The organism is Micromonospora cabrerizensis (assembly GCF_022230955.1).
In the GTDB taxonomy this organism is placed as follows: Bacteria; Actinomycetota; Actinomycetes; order Mycobacteriales; family Micromonosporaceae; genus Micromonospora; species Micromonospora cabrerizensis.
The window spans coordinates 85,643-102,519 of sequence record NZ_JAKKFI010000063.1; the positions used below are offsets into that span (position 1 = coordinate 85,643).

Genomic DNA, 16,877 nt, shown 5'->3' on the forward strand with positions numbered 1-16,877 from the left:
TGTTCGGTGGGGAGCGAAGGGTTCGGGTTCTACGGTCGGGCCGTGACTGACAGGTGGCCCCACATCGCTGCTGCTCCCGGAACGCCAACCTGTGGCCCGCCCTCGTTCGCGCCGGAGCGCGGTTGGTGGGTGACGCGGCACGCCGACGTGCGGGCGGCGCTCACCGACCCGGCCTTTCGGGTACCGGCCGTCGAGAGTGGCCCGCCCGGCACGCTCGCCTGGCTGCGCGCCTCGGTCAGCAGGTTCAGCCCACCGCAGCGGCACGCCGAGCGCCGGGCGGTCGTGGTGGGCGCGCTGACCGAGCTGGACCCGGACGAGCTGCGGCACGAGGCGGCCCGGTTGACCGCCGCTGTCCTGGACCGGGCCGGCGACCGCCTCGACGTGACGCGTGACGTGGCCCGGCCGGTGCCGCTGCGGGTGCTGGCCGGTCGCCTTGGTCTCGCCGATCCGGCAGCCGCCGGGACGGCGGTCGCGGTCGTCGCTGCCGCGTACCACCCGGGGGTTGATCCGGCGCTGGCCCGGCGGGCCGACCAGGCGGTCGCGACGTTGCTGGCGCTCGTGCCCCCGGCCCCGCCGGAGGTACGGGCGAACCTGATCGGACTGCTGGTCCAGGCGTGCGACGCGACCGCCGGTCTGATCGGTGCCGCCGCCCACCACCTGCTGCCCCCGCTCGGCGGCCTGCCCGGCGACGTGCCCGGACCGGCGGAGACGAGCGCGATGCTGGCCGAGGTGCTGCGGCTCGACCCGCCGGTGCGGGCGACCCGGCGCGTCACCACCGCCGGGGTACGCCTGGGCGGGCGGGATCTGCCGGCGGGCAGTCCGGTGCTGGTGCGCTTCGACGCCGCCAACCGGGATTCGCAGGCGTTTTGCGAGCCGGCGGCGTTCCGGCCGGGTCGGCCCGGTGCGGGTCTGCTGACCTTCGGGGCGGGGGAGCGCGGCTGCCCCGGTGACCGGCACGCCCTGGCGTTGGCCGCCGGGGTGTTCGACGTGCTGCGCGCACGCTGCCGGCGCGTCCGGGCCGACCTGTGTCACGAGCCGCACCCGACCCTGCGTGTTCCGACGAACCTGGAGCTGAGCGTCCGATGACCGACCGTTGTGCCGAGTTCCGCGCCCTGCACCACGCCCGCCGCCCCCTGCTGCTGCCGAACGCCTGGGACCACGCCTCCGCGGCGGCGCTGGCCCGGCGCGGCCACCCGGCGATCGGCACCACCAGCCTCGGCGTCGCCGCGGCCGCGGGCCGACCCGACGGCACCGCGGCCACCGCAGGGGAGACCCTGGCCCTGGCCCGGCGGCTCGCCCCGCTGCCGGTGCTGCTCAGCGTCGACGTCGAAGCCGGTTTCAGCGATGATCCGGCGACGGTCGCCGGGTACGTGACGGAGTTGGCCGGGCTCGGCGTGGTCGGGATCAACCTGGAGGACGGGCGCGCCGACGGCACCCTCACCGAGCCGGAACTCCTCGCGGACAAGGTCGCGGCGGTGAAGGCGGCCGTGCCGGACCTGTTCGTCAACGCCCGAACCGACACGTGGTGGCTGGGGGTGGACGACCCGCTGGGGCAGACCCTCGTCCGGGCCCGCGCCTACCGGGCGGCCGGCGCCGACGGCATCTTCGTGCCCGGCGTCGTCGACCCGGCCACGCTGGGCGTCCTCACCGAGTGGATCGACGCGCCCGTGAACGTGCTGTACCAGCCGGGTGGGCCGGGGCTGGACAAGCTGGCCGCCGTCGGGGTTGCCCGGGTCAGCACCGGCTCCCTGCTGTTCCGGGTGGCGCTGGCCGCCGCGCTCGCCACCGCCGACGGGGTACGCGCGGGCGGGCTCGCCGCGCCGGACGGGCTGCCGTCGTACGCCGAGGTGCAGGCCCTGGTGCCGCCCGCCCCCGGTGCCCAACCGGACGGTCGGCTCCCTTAGGGGTAGATAGGAGAATTGTTCGGTCCGCTCCGGTCCCGGCAATTACGGTGTGTTACAGGGCGAATCACCCAGTGTCGTGACCGGAGAAGGGACCCCGTCATGCGAGTGCCCAGCCGAAGCCCGGGTCAGCAGCCCGGTTCGCCCGCGTCGCCCACCGCGCCGGCACGCCGCCGGCCCTCCGGCACGACTCCCCGCCGCGTCCCCACCCCCGAGCCGGACCTCGCCGCCTACCGGGCAGCCGTCGCCGAGCTGCTGGTCGAGGTCGGCGCGCTGGCCGACGCGCCGAGCACCCGGGCTCGGCAGGTGCTCATCGACGCGCGACTGCGCGAGCCGGCGCTCGCCGAGGTCCTCGACGCCACCCCGCAGGGGCTGATCGGCGCCCGCGAGACGCTGCTGCTGGAAATGGCCCGCTACCAGCCGAACGAGCGTACCTCGGCGCGGGACCTGACCGCGCTGGTCCGGATCTACCTGCTGTCGCGCATCGACGTGCTGTGGTGGCAGGACGCGCCGACGTTCCTCACCGACGACCAGGTCAACGGCAGCGCCGAACTGGTCGACCTGGAGTGGTTGCGCCGCCGCGACCTGCTGCGCTTCCGCTACCAGGAGCAGCCCGCCACCATGCTGGGCCGGGCCGCGCGGGGGCTGCGCCGGCGGCTGCGACCGGACGTCACCCCACGCACGGCGGGGCTGCTGTTCCGTCGGGCACGACGCGAGGTGGTGGCGCTGCTCAACGACATCGCCCGCGAGTTCGCCGCCGCCGCGCCGCCGGCCACACCGCCGCTGTGGGTGACCAGCCTGGTCCGCAGCGCCGAGCACCAGTACCGGCTGCGCCGCCTGGGCTACGCCGCGATGCTGCCCAGTGGGCACTGCCTCGGCTACTCCGTCGACGTCGAGCTGGCCTGGTTCGAGCGGTTCGGCGCACGGGACACCCTGGCGGAGTTGCTGCTCGACCGGCAGCGGGCCGGGGAGCTGAACGTGATCGACGAGGGGCAGGCGTGGCACCTGTGCCTCGCGCCCACCGCCCGGCGTCGCCTGCGCCGCGCCTACGAGGCCGAGATGGGGGTCTGACCCCGGTGTGCGGCATCGCGTTGAGCATCGGCCCCGAGGCCGACCCGGCGACGTTCCGGCGGATGCTCGCCGCCCTGACCCCACGCGGTGAGGTCACCGAGACGCGGTCCGAGAACGGCCTGCTCGCCGGCACCCGCCGGCTCCGGGTCGTCGACCGGGACCGGGCGGTGCAGCCGTGGACCTCGACCGACGAGCGCTGGCTGCTCTGCTTCAACGGCGAGATCTTCAACTACCGGGAGCTGCGGGCCCAACTGACCCGCCTCGGGCAGGCCTTCCGCACCGAGAGCGACACCGAGGTGCTGCTCGCCGCGTTCCAGCAGTGGGGCGAGGCGGCGGTGACCCGGCTGCGCGGTGAGTACGCCTTCGCGGTCGTCGAACGGGCCACCGGCCGGGCGTATGTGGCCCGCGACCCGATCGGCGTCAAGCCGCTGTACTGGTCCCGCCGGCCTGGCTGCCTGCATCTCGCCTCCGAGGTCAAGGCACTCGTCGGGCACGGCGCCCCGATCGCCGAGGTGCCGCCCGGGCACCACGGCTGGGCCGATGCGGACGGGCACGTGCGGCTGAGCCCGTACGTCGACCTGCTCACCATCGGTGACGGCCTGCCGATCATCGACGACCCGGACGAGGCCGCCCTTCTCGTCCGTGCCGCGTTGAGCGACTCGATTCGGATGCGGGTGGAAACCGACCTGACCGTCGGGGTGGTGCTCTCCGGTGGGCTGGACAGCTCGCTGACCCTGCGGCAGGTGCGCGACATCCACCCGGACTGCGTGGCGGTCACCGTCGGCGCGGCGGACAGCCCGGACGTGGCGTACGCCCGGCGGCTCGCCGCCGACCTCGACGTGCCGCACGTGGTGGTCGAGCTGCGTCCGCGCGACATCCGGCTCGCCGACGTCCGCGAGGCGATCCGGATCTGCGAGCTGACCGAGTACGGCGACATCATCAACGCGGTCGTCTCGGTGCCGATCTTCCGACGGCTCCGTGACCTGGGCATCAAGGTGGTGCTCACCGGCGACGGCTCCGACGAGCTGTTCGGCGGCTACCCGATGTACCGGCAGGTCGGCCCGGCCGCGGCGCGCCGACTGTTCCTGCACCGGATCCGCAACCTGTGCCGTACGGAGTTGCAGCGCGTGGACCGGGCCGCCATGGGGCACGGGGTGGAGGCGCGGTTGCCGTTCCTCGACCTCAGCGTAGTGGAGCTGGCGATGCGGTTGCCGCTGGATCTGAAGCTGCGCCACGGCCAGGAGAAGTGGATCGTCCGACGGGCGTTCGCCGACGTGCTGCCCGACTACATCCTGCGCCGCCCGAAGAACCCGATGTCGTACTCGTCGGGCCTGCACGAGCGGGTCCGGCTGTACAAGCCGCTCTTCGCCCGGCTGCACCGCTCGTTCGGCTACGACCTGCAGGAGCCGGTCCGCCGGGACTTCGACAGTGTGCTGAGCCGCTGCGGCAACGACCTGGACCGGGCCATCGCCGACGGGCTGACCCGACCCGACTACACGGTCCTGGAGCACGCCCGCGACCTGGTCGGCGCGGCCAAGTGGAACGCGGCGCCGATGGTCCGCCGGCTGGTCGGGCCGCGCCCGGCCCGGCGCTGAGTCGCCCCGCGGGCCGCGCTTGACTCTGACACGGTGTCAGGGACGAGCGTGGAGGGACCATGTTCACCATCGGAGACTTCGCCAGACTCGGCCGGGTGTCGGTGCGGATGCTGCGCCACTACGACAGCATCGGCCTGCTGCGCCCCGCCAGCGTCGACCCGCACACCGGTTACCGCTCCTACCGGGCCGACCAGCTGCGCCGGCTCAACCGGGTGATCGCCCTCAAGGAGCTGGGCCTCACCCTCGAACAGGTGCGGGCGATCGTCGACGACGCCGTCGACGTGGCCGAGCTGCGCGGCATGCTGCGGCTGCGCCGGAGCCAACTGGCAGAACAGTTGGCCGCCGACACCGCACGGTTGACGGCCGTCGAGGCGAGGCTCCGAATGATCGAGTCGGAGGGTCGGATGGCCACCCAGGAGGTCGTACTCAAGGAGATCGTGTCGGTCCGCGTCGCGGAGCTGACCGCGGTCGCGCCCAGTTACCAGGGCGAGGACATCGGCCCGGTGATCCAACCGCTCTACCCGGAGCTGTTCCGTCGGCTCGGCGACGCCGGGATCACGCCGGCGGGGCCGAGCATCGCCTGGTACGAGCCGGCCCCCGGCGACGACGGCGACGCGGTCGTGGTGCATGCCGGCGTGACCGTCGGGGTCGGGGCGGAGGCCGCCTCCGACGTCGCGGTGGTGGACCTGCCCGCGGTACGCACCGCCGCGACGATCATCCACCACGGCGCGATGGACGACGTCGAGCCGAGTATGCAGGCGCTCGCCCGGTGGATCGAGGACAACGGCTACCGCACCGACGGGTTCGCCCGGGAGGTGTACCTCGACTACTGTCCGGACGCCCCGGAGAAGGGCGTCACCGAACTCCAGCTCGCCGTGTACCGGGACTAGGTGACGTCTCCGTCGATCCGATCGCCCCTGCCGGAACTTTGCGCCCCAGCCTCATCTGAGGCTGGGGCTCCTTTGTGTCCAGCCAACCTTTGAGAGGTTTCCCGGCTGCCGGCTTCCGCCCGGTGGCAGTTGGTCTCGGTGGTGGCTGAGGTATGTACTCGACGTGCTCTGGCATAAGGAAGAGTGACCGTCGTGCAAGAGCCTCACCGTTCCTGCCGAGCTGGTAGCAGTCGATCCAGCACCAGCCGTCGTAGGTGATCCAGTCGAGCTTTCTGATTACCCGCGCAGTGATCGGACGCATGAATTGAACGCTGCAAGCCCGATCCAGCCGGAGGACGATATCCGGCCGGACCGTGTCGTCTTCGATATTTGTGTCCCGCACGACGAGGCGCCACGGCGGATCGACGCCGCGCTGGCGGCCGGTGGTCGACTGCTATCCGCGTCGCGTGCTCCCGCCTTCTGGGTTCTCGCCGATATCGAGGGCAACGAGGCCTGTGTGACGACCTGGCAGGGCCGAGACGACTCGTAGACCGGGCTGACCGGCCAATCAAAGGCGGGACCTCAAAAGGATCGTGAAACACGCCCCTGGCGATCGGTCGACGACCGTCAGGTCCGATCGCCGCCAGCCCTTCCGTCGTCGCCGCGCCAGGCTGGACCGATGACGAACAGCACCACGTTCCGCGTCCACGCCCTGCCGGCCGAGGCGCTCGACGCCGTCCGCCGCACCGGCCGGGACGCTGCCGACCGGCCCGTCGAGGCGCTCCGAGCCGGTGGCGGCGAGTCCCTGCGCTGCTGTCTGCGCGATGCCGACGAGGGCGAGGAGCTGCTGCTCTTCGGGTACGCGCCGCCGGGCGCCGCCGGCCCGTACCGGGAGATCGGTCCGGTCTTCGCGCACGCTGCCGCCTGCGCCGGCCCGGACCAGGCGGGCGGACACCCACCGGCCTGGCGGGGGCGACCCCAGGTCCTGCGGGCGTACGACCGGCAGGGCCGGATCTGCGGTGGGCAGCTGCACGACGGCACGGACCCGGAGGGGGTGATCGCCGAGCTGTTCGGCGACCCGGCGGCGCGCGAGCTGCACAGCCGCAACGTGGTGTACGGCTGCCTCATGTTCGTCGTGCGGCGGGCCTGACGCTGCTGCTGCCGCGCCCGGTCGTGGGCGCTCAGCTCACCAGCAGCAGCGTGCCGACGGCGGCGAGGGTGCCGGTGACCGCGAGCACCGTGCTGGTCAGCACGAATCGGGTCACCGGCACGCTCACCCCGGCCGCCCGGCACCGCTCGAACCACAGCAGGGTGGCCAGTGACGCCCAGGGGGCGGCCAGCGGGCCGACGTTGGTGCCGATCAGCAGGGCCAGCAGGCGGGTGTGGTCGCCGGGCGGCAGCACCGACTCGCCGGCCAGGTAGGCGGGGAGGTTGTTCACCGCGTTGGACAGCAGCGCGCCGGTGCCACCCGCGCGCAGCGCGCCCAGCGCCCCGCCGTCGGCGCCGAGCAGGCCGCCCACCAGGTCGTCCAGCCCGTGCCGGCCGAGGGTCTGCACGACCAGGAAGAGGCCGGTGACGAAGAGCAGCAGCCGTACGGGCACCAGCCCGGGGCGCAGCGTGGCGGGGGACCGGACCACGAAGCCGAGCAGCACCAACGCGAGCGCGACGGTGGAGGCGAGCCCGATCTCCACCCCGGCGAGGATGCCGGCGACGAAGAGCAGGCAGCCGGCCACCGCGGTGCGGTGCAGGACCGGATCGGCCGGGACGTGCCGGGCTGGCGGGACGAACCGTCCACCGGCCGGCCGCTCGCGCCGCCACCAGGCGTACCAGAGCAGCGCCATGGTGACCGCCACCGCGGCGAGCTGCGGCAGCGCCATTCGCTCGGCGTACGCCAGCGGTGTCAGCCCGACCCGGTCGGCGGCCAGCAGGTTGGTCAGGTTCGACACCGGCAGCAGCAGACTGGCGGTGTTCGCCAGCCAGACGGTGGTGACCGCGAGCGGGGCGGCGGGAACGCGCAGGTTGCGGGCCAGCGCGAGCAGCACCGGGGTGAGCAGCACGGCGGTGGTGTCGAGGTTGAGCACGAGGGTGGTCACCGTGGCCAGGCCGCCGCAGAGCAGGAAAAGGGCCGCCCAACGGCCGCGGGCGGCGATGGCCAGCCGGCTGGCCAGCACGTCGAAGACGCCGGCGACGGCGGTCAGCTCGGCGAGCACGATCACGGTGCCGAGGAAGAGCAGCAGCGGCAGGATCCGGTGCAGGGTGGCGGTGGTCTCCGCGCGGGGCAGCAGCCCGCTCAGGGCGCAGGCCGCGCCGACCACGGCGAGGACGACCGCGACCAGGTCCAGCGGGTGGGGTCGCCAGCGTCCGGTCGGCTCGGGCGGAGCGGGCGGCGCATCGGCGACGGCGGCAAGCTTCACGTCTGACCACGTTCGCATGACGACCCGCCTGTTGCCCGCGCTGGCACCGTCGTGGTGACCAGCCCCACCATCGCGGGGCCGATCACCGGGGGAGCGCGGCTGGCAGCCGACGTGGCCCGGCGCGGGAAACCCGACAGGCCGCACCGTTGCGGAAGAGAACCTGCGATAGGCCCCACGGCGTCCGCTGACGGGCGGACCTGCCCGAACACGGCCGGGCCCGGCCCCCGAGGATGGGGGCCGGGCCCGGTTTGCGTGCGCGGTGCCTACCAGCCCAGGTAGCTGGGCTGGGTCTGCACGTTGAGCTCCTTGTAGCGGGTCAGGTTGGCCGTCCAGGTGCGCCAGTCGTTCAGCTCCAGGACGTCCAGGCCCTTCACCATGTCGTTGGAGTAGATGTGGCCGTTGTAGTAGTACGCGGACCAGGTGCCGCCGCCGACCAGCGAGTCGGCCGAGAGCGGACCGCGCTCCCAGAAGGCGATCTCCTTCGGCTTCGACGAGTCGGTGAAGTCCCAGACCGAGATGCCACCCTGGTACCACGCCTGGACCATGATGTCCCGACCGAGCACCGGGACCAGCGAGCCGTTGTGGGCCACGCAGTTCTCGGTGTCGGCGTTGTTGCGAGGGATCTTGTAGTAGCTGCGGAAGTTCATCTTCCGAGCGTCACCGCGGCCGGTGATGTCGTAGATGGCGTCCGCGCCCCGGTTCGGTCCGATGGCCTCGTTGCAGGTCGCGGCCCCACCACCACCCAGCTCGTCGGTGAAGATCACCTTGGTGCCGGAGTTGTTGAAGGTGGCCGAGTGCCAGAACGCGAAGTTGACCGTGTCGCGGACCCGGTTGATGACCCGAGGCGCCTCGCGGTCCTTGATGTCGAGCAGGATGCCGTCACCCATGCACGCGCCGGCGGCCAGGTCCTTGGCCGGGTAGACGGTGATGTCGTGGCAGCCGGCGGTCGCCGATCCGGTCTCACTGCCCGGGAAACCGCCGTCCGGGAAGAGGTTCGGAGCTGCGATCACCGCGGCGTCGGTCGGCTTCTTCAGCGGCACCTTGATGATGGAGATCGAGTCGTGCGGCGGCTGGCAGTCCGGGAACTCGGCCCGCGGGCTGTACGACGAGACGTACAGGTAGACCGTCTTGCCGCTCTTGCCCGGCACCAGGGTGTGGGTGTGTGAGCCGCAGGCCGTCTCCACGGACTTGATGTACCGCGGGTTCGCCTTGTCCTTGATGTCGAAGACCTTGATGCCCTCCCAGGACTCCTTCACGCTCGCCGCCTGCGCGGTGCTGTTGCAGGAGTCGTCGCTGCGGGACGAGTCGGTGGAGAGGAAGAGCAGGTCACCATGGACGGAGATGTCGTTCTGCGACCCCGGGCAGAGCACCCGGGACACGACCTTCGGCGCGCTCGGTCGTGCGATGTCGTAGATGACGAAGCCGTTGTAGTTGCCGGCGAAGGCGTACTTGCCCTGGAAGGCGATGTCGCTGTTGGTCGCGTCCAGTGGGGCGACCTTCGGCACGTTCGCGATCTGGCGCAGGTTGGGGCTGCTCACGATCTCGTCGACGCCGGGGATCGTGTTGGTGGGGGCGGCAGCCTGCGCCGCCTGGGGCACCACCTGGGCGTTGCTCGCCGGGGCGACGAGGACGCCGGCGACGAGGAAACCGGTCGAGGCGAGCGCCACGATGCGGAGTTGTCGTAACCGTGGCTTGTGGAGTCTGATCATCGGCGAGGCCCTTCGCAAGGGGAAGACGATGGTCGACACCTTACCGCCCGGAGAAGAACGTCGATGTGAGCTGGGTCACATGAAAGTGTCTTCTTCAATGGATAGCATCGCGGTGACCTCGACCCCCGGGAGTTGCCCATGACCAGCCGGCGTGCACGGACCCTGGCGATTGTCACACTGGCGCTTGTCCTGCCGCTGGTGGCCTTCATCGTGAGCCGCTCCGGGGACGACACCGCGACGAGCGCCGCCCGGCCGGCCTCCGCGCCCGCCACCTCCGCGCCCCCCGTGTCGCCCTCGGCCAGCCCCGTGCCCACCGACCTCACCGTCATCGCGCCCGGTCGCCCTGGTGAGTCGGCTGCCACCCGCCCGGCCCACGAGGTCCGCGACGCCGGCCCGGCGCCGCACAACTCGTTGGACGTCTGGTTCGTGCGGATGATGATCCCGCACCACGCGCAGGCCCTGGCGATGGCGGAACTCGCCCCCGACCGGGCCGCCGACCCCGACATCCGCGCGCTCGCCGACCGCATCCGAGCCAGCCAGGGGCCGGAGATGGGCATGATGCGGGGCTGGCTCCAGACCCGCGGGCTCCCGGCGGAGGTCCAGGGGCACGACCACGGCACCATGCGCGGCATGCAGACGCCCGAGGCGATGCGGCAGCTCGCCGCAACCCGCGGCGCGGACTTCGACCGACTCTTCGTGCGGATGATGACCGCGCATCACGAGGGCGCCATCGAGATGGCCACCAACCTGCTCAAGGTCGGTTCCGACCTGACGCTCAACGAGTTCGCCAACGCGGTCGCCACCGAGCAGACCGTGGAGATCGACCGAATGCGTGAGCTCCTCGCCGGCTGAGCCCGGCCTCCCGGCACGTACGCTGGGTGACCGTGAGACGCACGATGTTCGGTCGGCCGTTGCGCGGCGTCGCCTTCGACGTGGCCGTGTCCGTCCTGGTGGCGCTGGTCAGCCTGACCGCGGCGGTGAGCCAGCCCGGCGGCTGGGCGGCCACCCTGGTCGGTGTGGCCATGGCGGCGGCGCTGCTGTTCCGCCGCACCCACCCGAGCGCGGTGACGGTGGTGGTCGCGGCCCTCGCCCTGGTCCAGGTGATCGCCGAGTGGGGCCCGCTCGTCTACGACGTCGCCGTCCTGATCGCGCTCTACAGCGTCGTCAAGTACGGCGAACGCCTCCGCGACGGTGTGCTGGCCGGCGCGGTCGCCGCCGTCGGTGTGCTGCTCGCCGCCGCGCAGACCCCCCACGTGATCCAGTGGTGGGTCACCGCGCTGTGGTACGCGCTGGTCACCGGCGCGGTGTGGTTGGTGGCGCTGAACGTGCGGACCCGCCGGCTCTACGTGCTGAGCCTGGAGGAACGGGCCACGACCCTGGAACGTGAACGGGAGGCCGAGTCCCGGGCGGCGGTCGCCGAGGAGCGCACCCGGATCGCCCGTGAGCTGCACGACGTGGTCGCCCACAGCATGGCGGTGATGATCGTCCAGGCGGACGGCGCCCGGTTCATGTTCGACCGTGACCCGGCCCAGGCGCGCACCGCCGTGAAGGTGGTCGCGGACACCGGCCGGCAGGCACTGGAGGAGATGCGCCGGCTGGTCGGCGTCCTGCGTGACGCCGGCCCGGGCGGCGGCGCCGACGGGCTCGTGGTGGCCGCCGACCCGGAGCACCGGCGCCTGGCCCTGACCGAGTTGCCCGACCTGCTGACCCGGTTCGGCGACGCCGGGCTGCGCATCCACAGCACCGTCACCGGTGCGCCGCAGGCCCTGCCCCCGGGCCTGGAGCTGACCGTCTACCGGGTGGTGCAGGAGGCACTGACCAACGCGCTCAAGCACGCCGGCGTCGATGCCGGCGTCGAGGTCTGCCTGGGCTACACCGCCGAGGCCGTCGTCGTCCAGGTGGTCGACAACGGCCTGGGCCGCCCGCTGGTCAGCCCGACGCCGTCGGGCGGTCACGGTCTGCTCGGCATGCGCGAGCGGGTCACGGTGTACGACGGCACCCTCACCGCCGGCCCCCGACCGGTCGGGGGCTGGCAGGTCGACGTGCGCCTACCGCTACCGTCGGAGCCGGCAACGGAGGTGATCGCGGCATGACGATCCGGGTGGTGATCGTGGACGACCAGGCGCTGGTTCGCGCCGGGTTCCGGATGGTGCTGGACTCCCAGCCCGACCTGGAGGTGGTCGGCGAGGCCATCGACGGCGCGGACGCCCTGCGGGTGCTCGCCCGCACTGAGGCCGACGTCGTCGTGATGGACATCCGGATGCCGACCATGGACGGGGTGGAGGCGACCCGGCGGCTCTGCGCCGACCGGCCCGCGGGCCCACCCCGGGTGCTGGTGCTGACCACCTTCGACACCGAGGCCGACGCGTTCGCGGCCCTCCAGGCCGGGGCGAGCGGGTTCCTGCTCAAGAACGTCCCACCGGAGGACCTGCTGGCCGCGATCCGCGTGGTCGCCCAGGGCGACTCCGTGGTGGCCCCGTCGATCACCCGCCGGCTGCTGGACCGTTTCGCCGGGCAGCTCGGTGCCGCCCCGAGCGCCGACCCCCGGCTCACGCAGCTCACCGAGCGGGAACGGGAGGTGCTGCTGCTGGTCGCTCAGGGGCTGTCCAACGCGGAGATCGCCGCCCGGGTGCACGTCGCCGAGGCGACGGTCAAGACCCACGTCGGGCGGATCCTGGCGAAGCTCCAGCTGCGCGACCGGGTCCAGGCGGTGGTCCTGGCGTACGAGAGCGGGCTGGTCACGCCCGGCGGATGACCCCGCGTACGACCTGGGTCGTAGCGGCCGGCGCGTGCACCGCGACCCGGGGCGCACACAGGTCGAGCGCACAGGTGGAGACGGACGGACCGACACCGGCCATAGCGTCGGAAGGGTCCGATCCGCCACCTGCACCGGGAGCCCCGCTTGATCCGCCTGACCCTGCGCTCGTTGCGTGCCGAAGCGCTGCGCATGCTGCTCTCCGCGCTGGCCGTCGTGCTCGGTGTCGCGTTCGTCGCCGGCACCATGATCTTCGTCGACGGGATGCGCGCCGGCACGTACGAACGGGCCGGCACCTTCGACCGCCACACCGACCTGGGCGTCTACTCGGCCGGCCGCAAGCTGTTGCCCCCGGCCCTGGTCGACGAGGTGCGCGCGGTCGACGGGGTGGCCGCCGCAGGCGGTGAGCTGACCAACACCGCCGGGGTCGTCGGCGTCGACGGTCGCCCGGTCCTCGGCTTCACCGTCCTCGCCGCCATCCCCACCGAGGACGCGCTGCGCTCGTACGACGTGGTCGCCGGCCGGCTGCCCGACCGCGCCGGGGAGGTCGTGCTCGACGCGCCGACGGTTGCCAAGGAGGGCTTCGCGCTCGGCGCGGCGGTCCGCGTGGGCGGCGCGAACGGCCCGGCCCGGCCGTACACCCTGGTCGGCACCGTCGACGTGGCGGGTACCGCGCGCGATGTCGGCGGTCCGTTCGTCGGCATGGTCGGGCCGGACGCGCTGGCCCTCACCGGCGAGCGCGGTTACGGCCGCATTCTGGTGGCGGCCCGACCGGGTGCGTCCGTCGCGGCGCTGACCGACCGGGTGCGGGCCGTGGCGGGCGCCGAAGCCACTGTGAAGAGTCGTCAGCAGATCCTCGACGAGGCCGTCGAGGACGCGGTGCGCAACGTGGACCAGTTCCGGATGCTGTTGCTGATCTTCGTCGGGATCGCCGTGGTGGTGGCGGGCTTCGTGATCGCCAACACCTTCGCGATCGTGTTGGCACAGCGCACCCGCAGGACGGCGCTGCTTCGTCTGATCGGGGCCACCCGGGGGCAGGTCTTCCGGGCCGCCGTGCTGGAGTCGGCCGTGCTGGGGCTGGTCGCCTCCGCGCTCGGGGTGCTGCTCGGCGTGACCCTCGCCGGCGGGATGCGCCTGGTGATGTCCCGACTGGACGTGCCGGTCGCCGGTGGCCTGACCGTGTCCGGTTCGACCGTCCTGACCGGCCTGCTGCTGGGTACCGCGCTGACCGTCTGCGCCGCCCTGCTGCCGGCCTGGCGGGGGACGCGGGTCGCCCCGGTGGCCGCTCTCACCGACGCCGCGGTGCAGCCGGCCCAGGGTGCCGGCCGGGTGCGGCTGACCTTCGGCGCGGTGGCGTTGGCCATCGGCGTGGCGGCGCTGGTCGGTGCCGCCAGCGCCGGCCAACTGGTGCTGGTGGCGGCCGGCGGGGTGTTGGCCTTCTTCGGGATCGTCCTGTTCGGGCCGGTGCTCGTCCCCGCCCTGGCCCGGGTGTTCGGCTGGCCGGCACGGCGCGTGCTCGGGGCGACCGGTGCGCTGGCGGTGGCCAACACGGTCCGCAATCCGCGGCGGGTCGCCGCGACCGCCACCGCGCTGGTGATCGGGATCGGACTGGTGTCGGCTTTCATGGTCGGCGCGCGCAGCACCAAGGACGGCATCGAACGCAGCGTGGACGCCCAGATCGGCACCGACTTCGTGGTCAGCGGTATCGGACAGGATCTGCCTGCCGCGCTCGCCGGGGAGCTGGCCGCCCGCCCCGAGTTGGGGGTGGTGCACGAGCAGCGCCGCACGATCGTCGCGGACGTCGAGATCCGTTCGGCCCACCCGGCGTTGGTCGGCCGGACGCTGGACCGGGTGCTCGACGGCGACGCCAGTCGGGTCGGGCCGGGCCAGGTGCTGGTGCACCGCGAGCTGGCGCAGGCACGCGGCTGGCAGGTCGGCTCGTCGGTGACCGTCGAGGGTCGGTCGTTCCGGGTGGCCGCCGTGGTCACCGACGACACCCGCGCCGACGGCGCGCCCGCCGGGCACGTCATCGACATGGCCGACCAGGATTTCGCCGCGCTCTTCCCCACCGATCGCGGTTACCTGGCCGAGATCGACCCGGCCACCGGGGTGAGCGCCGAGCGGGCCCGGGGCGCGATCGAGGCGGTGCTGGGCCGCTACCCGACGGTGAACCTGATGGACCAGGGGGCGTACAAGAAGATGCTGACCGGCACCGTCGACATGCTGCTCGTCCTCGTCACCGCGCTGCTGGGTCTGGCCGTGGTGATCGCCCTGGTCGGTGTGGCGAACACGCTGAGCCTGTCGGTGGTCGAACGCACCAGGGAGAACGCCGTGCTGCGGGCCGTCGGGCTGACCCGAGGACGCATGCGGGCGGTGCTCGCCATTGAGGCGGTGCTGATGGCGCTGGTCGGCGCGGTGCTCGGGGTGGGACTGGGCACCGGGGTCAGCGCCTCCGCGATGGCCCTGCTGACCCGCCTCGGCGGGGACTTCCACGTGGTGCTGCCGCTCGGCCAGCTCGGGCTGACCCTCGGCGTCGCGGTACTGGCCGCCCTGCTCGCCTCGGTGCTGCCGGCCCGCCGGGCGCTGTCCCGCCCGGTCGTCGAGGCGCTCGCCGACCAGTGACCGACGCGGCCCGGTCGAACGCGACCCGGACGGACATCCGCCGGCCGGTCCCGCCCTGTTCCCAGCGGCGGGACCGGCCAGCGGTGCCGGGTCTACAGGCGCTCGACCATCGGGCCGACGCACCGGTTGCGGGTGTCGAAGACGTAGCGGGCGTGCCGCACCACCAGGTCGTAGTCGAAGCTGTCGTGGTCGGTGACCACCACCACCCCGTCGGCGGCGCTCACCTCCCGCTCCGAGAGCCCGACCACGGTGACCCCGGCCGGGATCTGGTGCGACTCGGCGTACGGCTCCACCGCGTGGACCTCGGCGCCGAGAGCCTGGAGGCGGCGGGCCACGTCGACCGCGGGGGAGTCGCGCATGTCGCCGGTGTTCTTCTTGTACGCCAGACCGAGCAACAGCAGTCGGGCACCGCTGACGGCCCGGCCGCTGCGGTTCAGCCCCGCCATGATCCGCTGCGCGACGTGCTCGGGCATCTCGTGGTTGATGTCGTTGGCCAGCTCGATGAACCGGAACTGCCGGCCGAGGCGGCGCTTGACCTGCCACGAGAGGTAGCACGGGTCGATCGGCAGGCAGTGCCCGCCGACGCCCGGGCCGGGCCGGAACGGCATGAAGCCGAACGGCTTGGTCTCCGCGGCGTCGATGGCCTGCCAGACGTCGATGTCGAGGTGGTGCGAGAGCATGGTCAGCTCGTTGATCAGCGCGATGTTGACCTGCCGGAAGGTGTTCTCGATCAGCTTGGTCAGCTCGGCCACGCGGGTGGAGTCCACCGGCACGGTGCGGTGCACGAGGCGCTGGTAGAACTCGTCCACCCGGGTCAGTGACGCCGGGTCCACGCCGGAGACCACCTTCGGGGTGTTCTCCAGCCGCCAGTCCGGGTTGCCCGGGTCGATCCGCTCCGGGCTGTAGCCGAGGTGGAAGTCACCGGGGCTGGTCAGCCCGCTGGCCGACTCCAACAGCGGGCGCAGCAGCTCCTCGGTGGTGCCGGGGTACGTGGTCGACTCCAGGATCACCGTGCAACCCGGCCGGACGTACGAGCCGATGCCCACGCCGGCCTGCTCGACGAAGCTCAGGTCGGGGGTGCCGTCGCGCAGTGGGGTCGGCACGGTGATGACGCAGATGTCGAAACCCTCTGCGTCGGTGTACTCCGTGCTGGGGTGGTATCGGCCGCTGCTCAACGCCCGGCCCAGCCGGTCGGTCGGGATGTCCTCGATGAACGACTCACCGGAGGCGAGACGCTTCACCCGGTCGGCGTCGACATCGAGACCGACCACGTCCAGCCCTGCCTCGACGGCACGCATGGCCAGCGGCAGTCCGACGTACCCCTGACCGATCACGACCAGCTTTTCAGCGCTCACCCAGGCTCCCGCAGCAGATGGTGGAAATGACCTGCAGAGAGCCTAGAGGCGTCTTCGGCGCCGTAAGTCCGTTTTGGGGATATCGGTGCTGGTGGGACTTCGCGGGGCAGGCGAAGTCGCGGGTCTGCTAGTCGCTGGCGGGGCCGTCCGGATCGATCGGCGTGCTCTCCGTCGCGCTCGGAGTGGGGGGTGAGGGGGTCGGCTCACCCGTCGGCGTCGGCGGCGCGGTGGTCACCGTCGGCATCCCCGTCGGCGTCGGCGGAGCGGTCGCCTGGCTCGGCTCGGTGCTCGGCGTGACGGAGACCGAGGCCGACGGGGAGGTGCTGGGGCCGTGCCCCCGATCGGGTCGGCCCGGATCGCCGGTGGGGACCTGCTCGTTCGCGGCCGGCAGATCCAGTGGCCCGCTCGGCGCCACCGTCGGCGAGGTGGTCGGCAGATTGACCGCCGGGTCCTCGCTGCCGGCGTTGCGCGCCGCGCCCAGTGCGGCGCCGAGCCCGACCAGCGCGACCAGCATGGCCGCCGCCGCACCGACCAGCGGGCCCCGCCGGCGCTGACGCCCGTCCTGCGCCCCACTCGCCACCGCCGC

The 16,877-nt window shown here is 72.8% G+C and carries 13 protein-coding genes and 2 pseudogenes; 11 read left to right on the plus strand and 4 right to left on the minus strand.

Annotation, left to right across the window (positions count from 1 at the left end; translation table 11 throughout):
* Positions 1-129: 129 nt before the first annotated feature.
* The 7 genes and pseudogenes from LADH09A_RS31915 to LADH09A_RS15240 all read left to right on the plus strand — a co-directional run bounded on the left by LADH09A_RS31915 (position 130) and on the right by LADH09A_RS15240 (position 6,586).
* Positions 130-1,086 (plus strand): cytochrome P450, encoded by a 957-nt coding sequence (locus LADH09A_RS31915; RefSeq protein ID WP_238645792.1) that lies wholly within the window; start codon positions 130-132, stop codon positions 1,084-1,086.
* Positions 1,083-1,904, plus strand: a complete 822-nt coding sequence (locus LADH09A_RS15215; protein WP_238645793.1) for an isocitrate lyase/PEP mutase family protein — start codon at positions 1,083-1,085, stop codon at positions 1,902-1,904. The genes LADH09A_RS31915 and LADH09A_RS15215 overlap by 4 nt, the downstream gene beginning before the upstream one ends.
* A 99-nt stretch (positions 1,905-2,003) precedes the next feature.
* Complete coding sequence (locus LADH09A_RS15220) at positions 2,004-2,972, plus strand: DUF5715 family protein (RefSeq protein WP_238645794.1); 969 nt, start codon at positions 2,004-2,006, stop codon at positions 2,970-2,972.
* A 5-nt stretch (positions 2,973-2,977) separates the two neighbouring features.
* Positions 2,978-4,567 (plus strand): asparagine synthetase B family protein, encoded by a 1,590-nt coding sequence (locus LADH09A_RS15225; protein WP_238645795.1) that lies wholly within the window; start codon positions 2,978-2,980, stop codon positions 4,565-4,567.
* 59 nt (positions 4,568-4,626) lie between these two features.
* On the plus strand, positions 4,627-5,457 hold the full coding sequence (locus LADH09A_RS15230; RefSeq protein WP_238645796.1) for a MerR family transcriptional regulator: 831 nt from the start codon (positions 4,627-4,629) through the stop codon (positions 5,455-5,457).
* Between the two features lie 325 nt (positions 5,458-5,782).
* A pseudogene (locus LADH09A_RS15235) lies at positions 5,783-5,986 on the plus strand (VOC family protein); the annotation flags it as partial.
* Between the two features lie 129 nt (positions 5,987-6,115).
* A complete protein-coding gene (locus LADH09A_RS15240) occupies positions 6,116-6,586 on the plus strand; it encodes a DUF1203 domain-containing protein (RefSeq protein WP_238645798.1) in 471 nt (156 codons plus the stop codon).
* 31 nt (positions 6,587-6,617) lie between these two features.
* Here the strand turns inward: LADH09A_RS15240 and LADH09A_RS15245 are convergent, their stop codons facing one another.
* Together LADH09A_RS15245 and LADH09A_RS15250 are read right to left on the minus strand one after the other, a co-directional pair.
* Entirely contained in the window at positions 6,618-7,850 is a 1,233-nt protein-coding gene (locus LADH09A_RS15245) for an ArsB/NhaD family transporter (protein WP_238645799.1), read from the minus strand.
* 263 nt (positions 7,851-8,113) lie between these two features.
* Positions 8,114-9,559 carry an LVIVD repeat-containing protein gene (locus LADH09A_RS15250; protein ID WP_238645800.1) on the minus strand — a complete coding sequence of 482 codons (1,446 nt, stop codon included), beginning with the start codon at positions 9,557-9,559 and terminating at the stop codon, positions 8,114-8,116.
* A gap of 138 nt (positions 9,560-9,697) precedes the next feature.
* Here LADH09A_RS15250 and LADH09A_RS15255 point away from each other — a divergent pair, with 138 nt between their 5' ends.
* The 4 genes from LADH09A_RS15255 (at position 9,698) to LADH09A_RS15270 (ending at position 14,936) form a co-directional block, all read left to right on the plus strand.
* A complete protein-coding gene (locus tag LADH09A_RS15255) occupies positions 9,698-10,411 on the plus strand; it encodes a DUF305 domain-containing protein (protein ID WP_238645801.1) in 714 nt (237 codons plus the stop codon).
* Positions 10,412-10,437: 26 nt separating this feature from the next.
* Positions 10,438-11,652 carry a sensor histidine kinase gene (locus LADH09A_RS15260; RefSeq protein WP_238645802.1) on the plus strand — a complete coding sequence of 405 codons (1,215 nt, stop codon included), beginning with the start codon at positions 10,438-10,440 and terminating at the stop codon, positions 11,650-11,652.
* On the plus strand, positions 11,649-12,314 hold the full coding sequence (locus tag LADH09A_RS15265; protein WP_238645803.1) for a response regulator: 666 nt from the start codon (positions 11,649-11,651) through the stop codon (positions 12,312-12,314). The genes LADH09A_RS15260 and LADH09A_RS15265 overlap by 4 nt, the downstream gene beginning before the upstream one ends.
* A gap of 147 nt (positions 12,315-12,461) precedes the next feature.
* Positions 12,462-14,936, plus strand: coding sequence for an ABC transporter permease (locus LADH09A_RS15270; protein ID WP_238645804.1), 2,475 nt, complete (start codon positions 12,462-12,464; stop codon positions 14,934-14,936).
* A 92-nt stretch (positions 14,937-15,028) separates the two neighbouring features.
* On the opposite strand, the gene LADH09A_RS15275 is transcribed toward LADH09A_RS15270, so the two are convergent.
* Positions 15,029-16,291 (minus strand): nucleotide sugar dehydrogenase, encoded by a 1,263-nt coding sequence (locus LADH09A_RS15275; protein ID WP_238645805.1) that lies wholly within the window; start codon positions 16,289-16,291, stop codon positions 15,029-15,031.
* A 127-nt stretch (positions 16,292-16,418) separates the two neighbouring features.
* Positions 16,419-16,877, minus strand: a pseudogene (locus LADH09A_RS15280) (serine/threonine protein kinase); the annotation flags it as partial.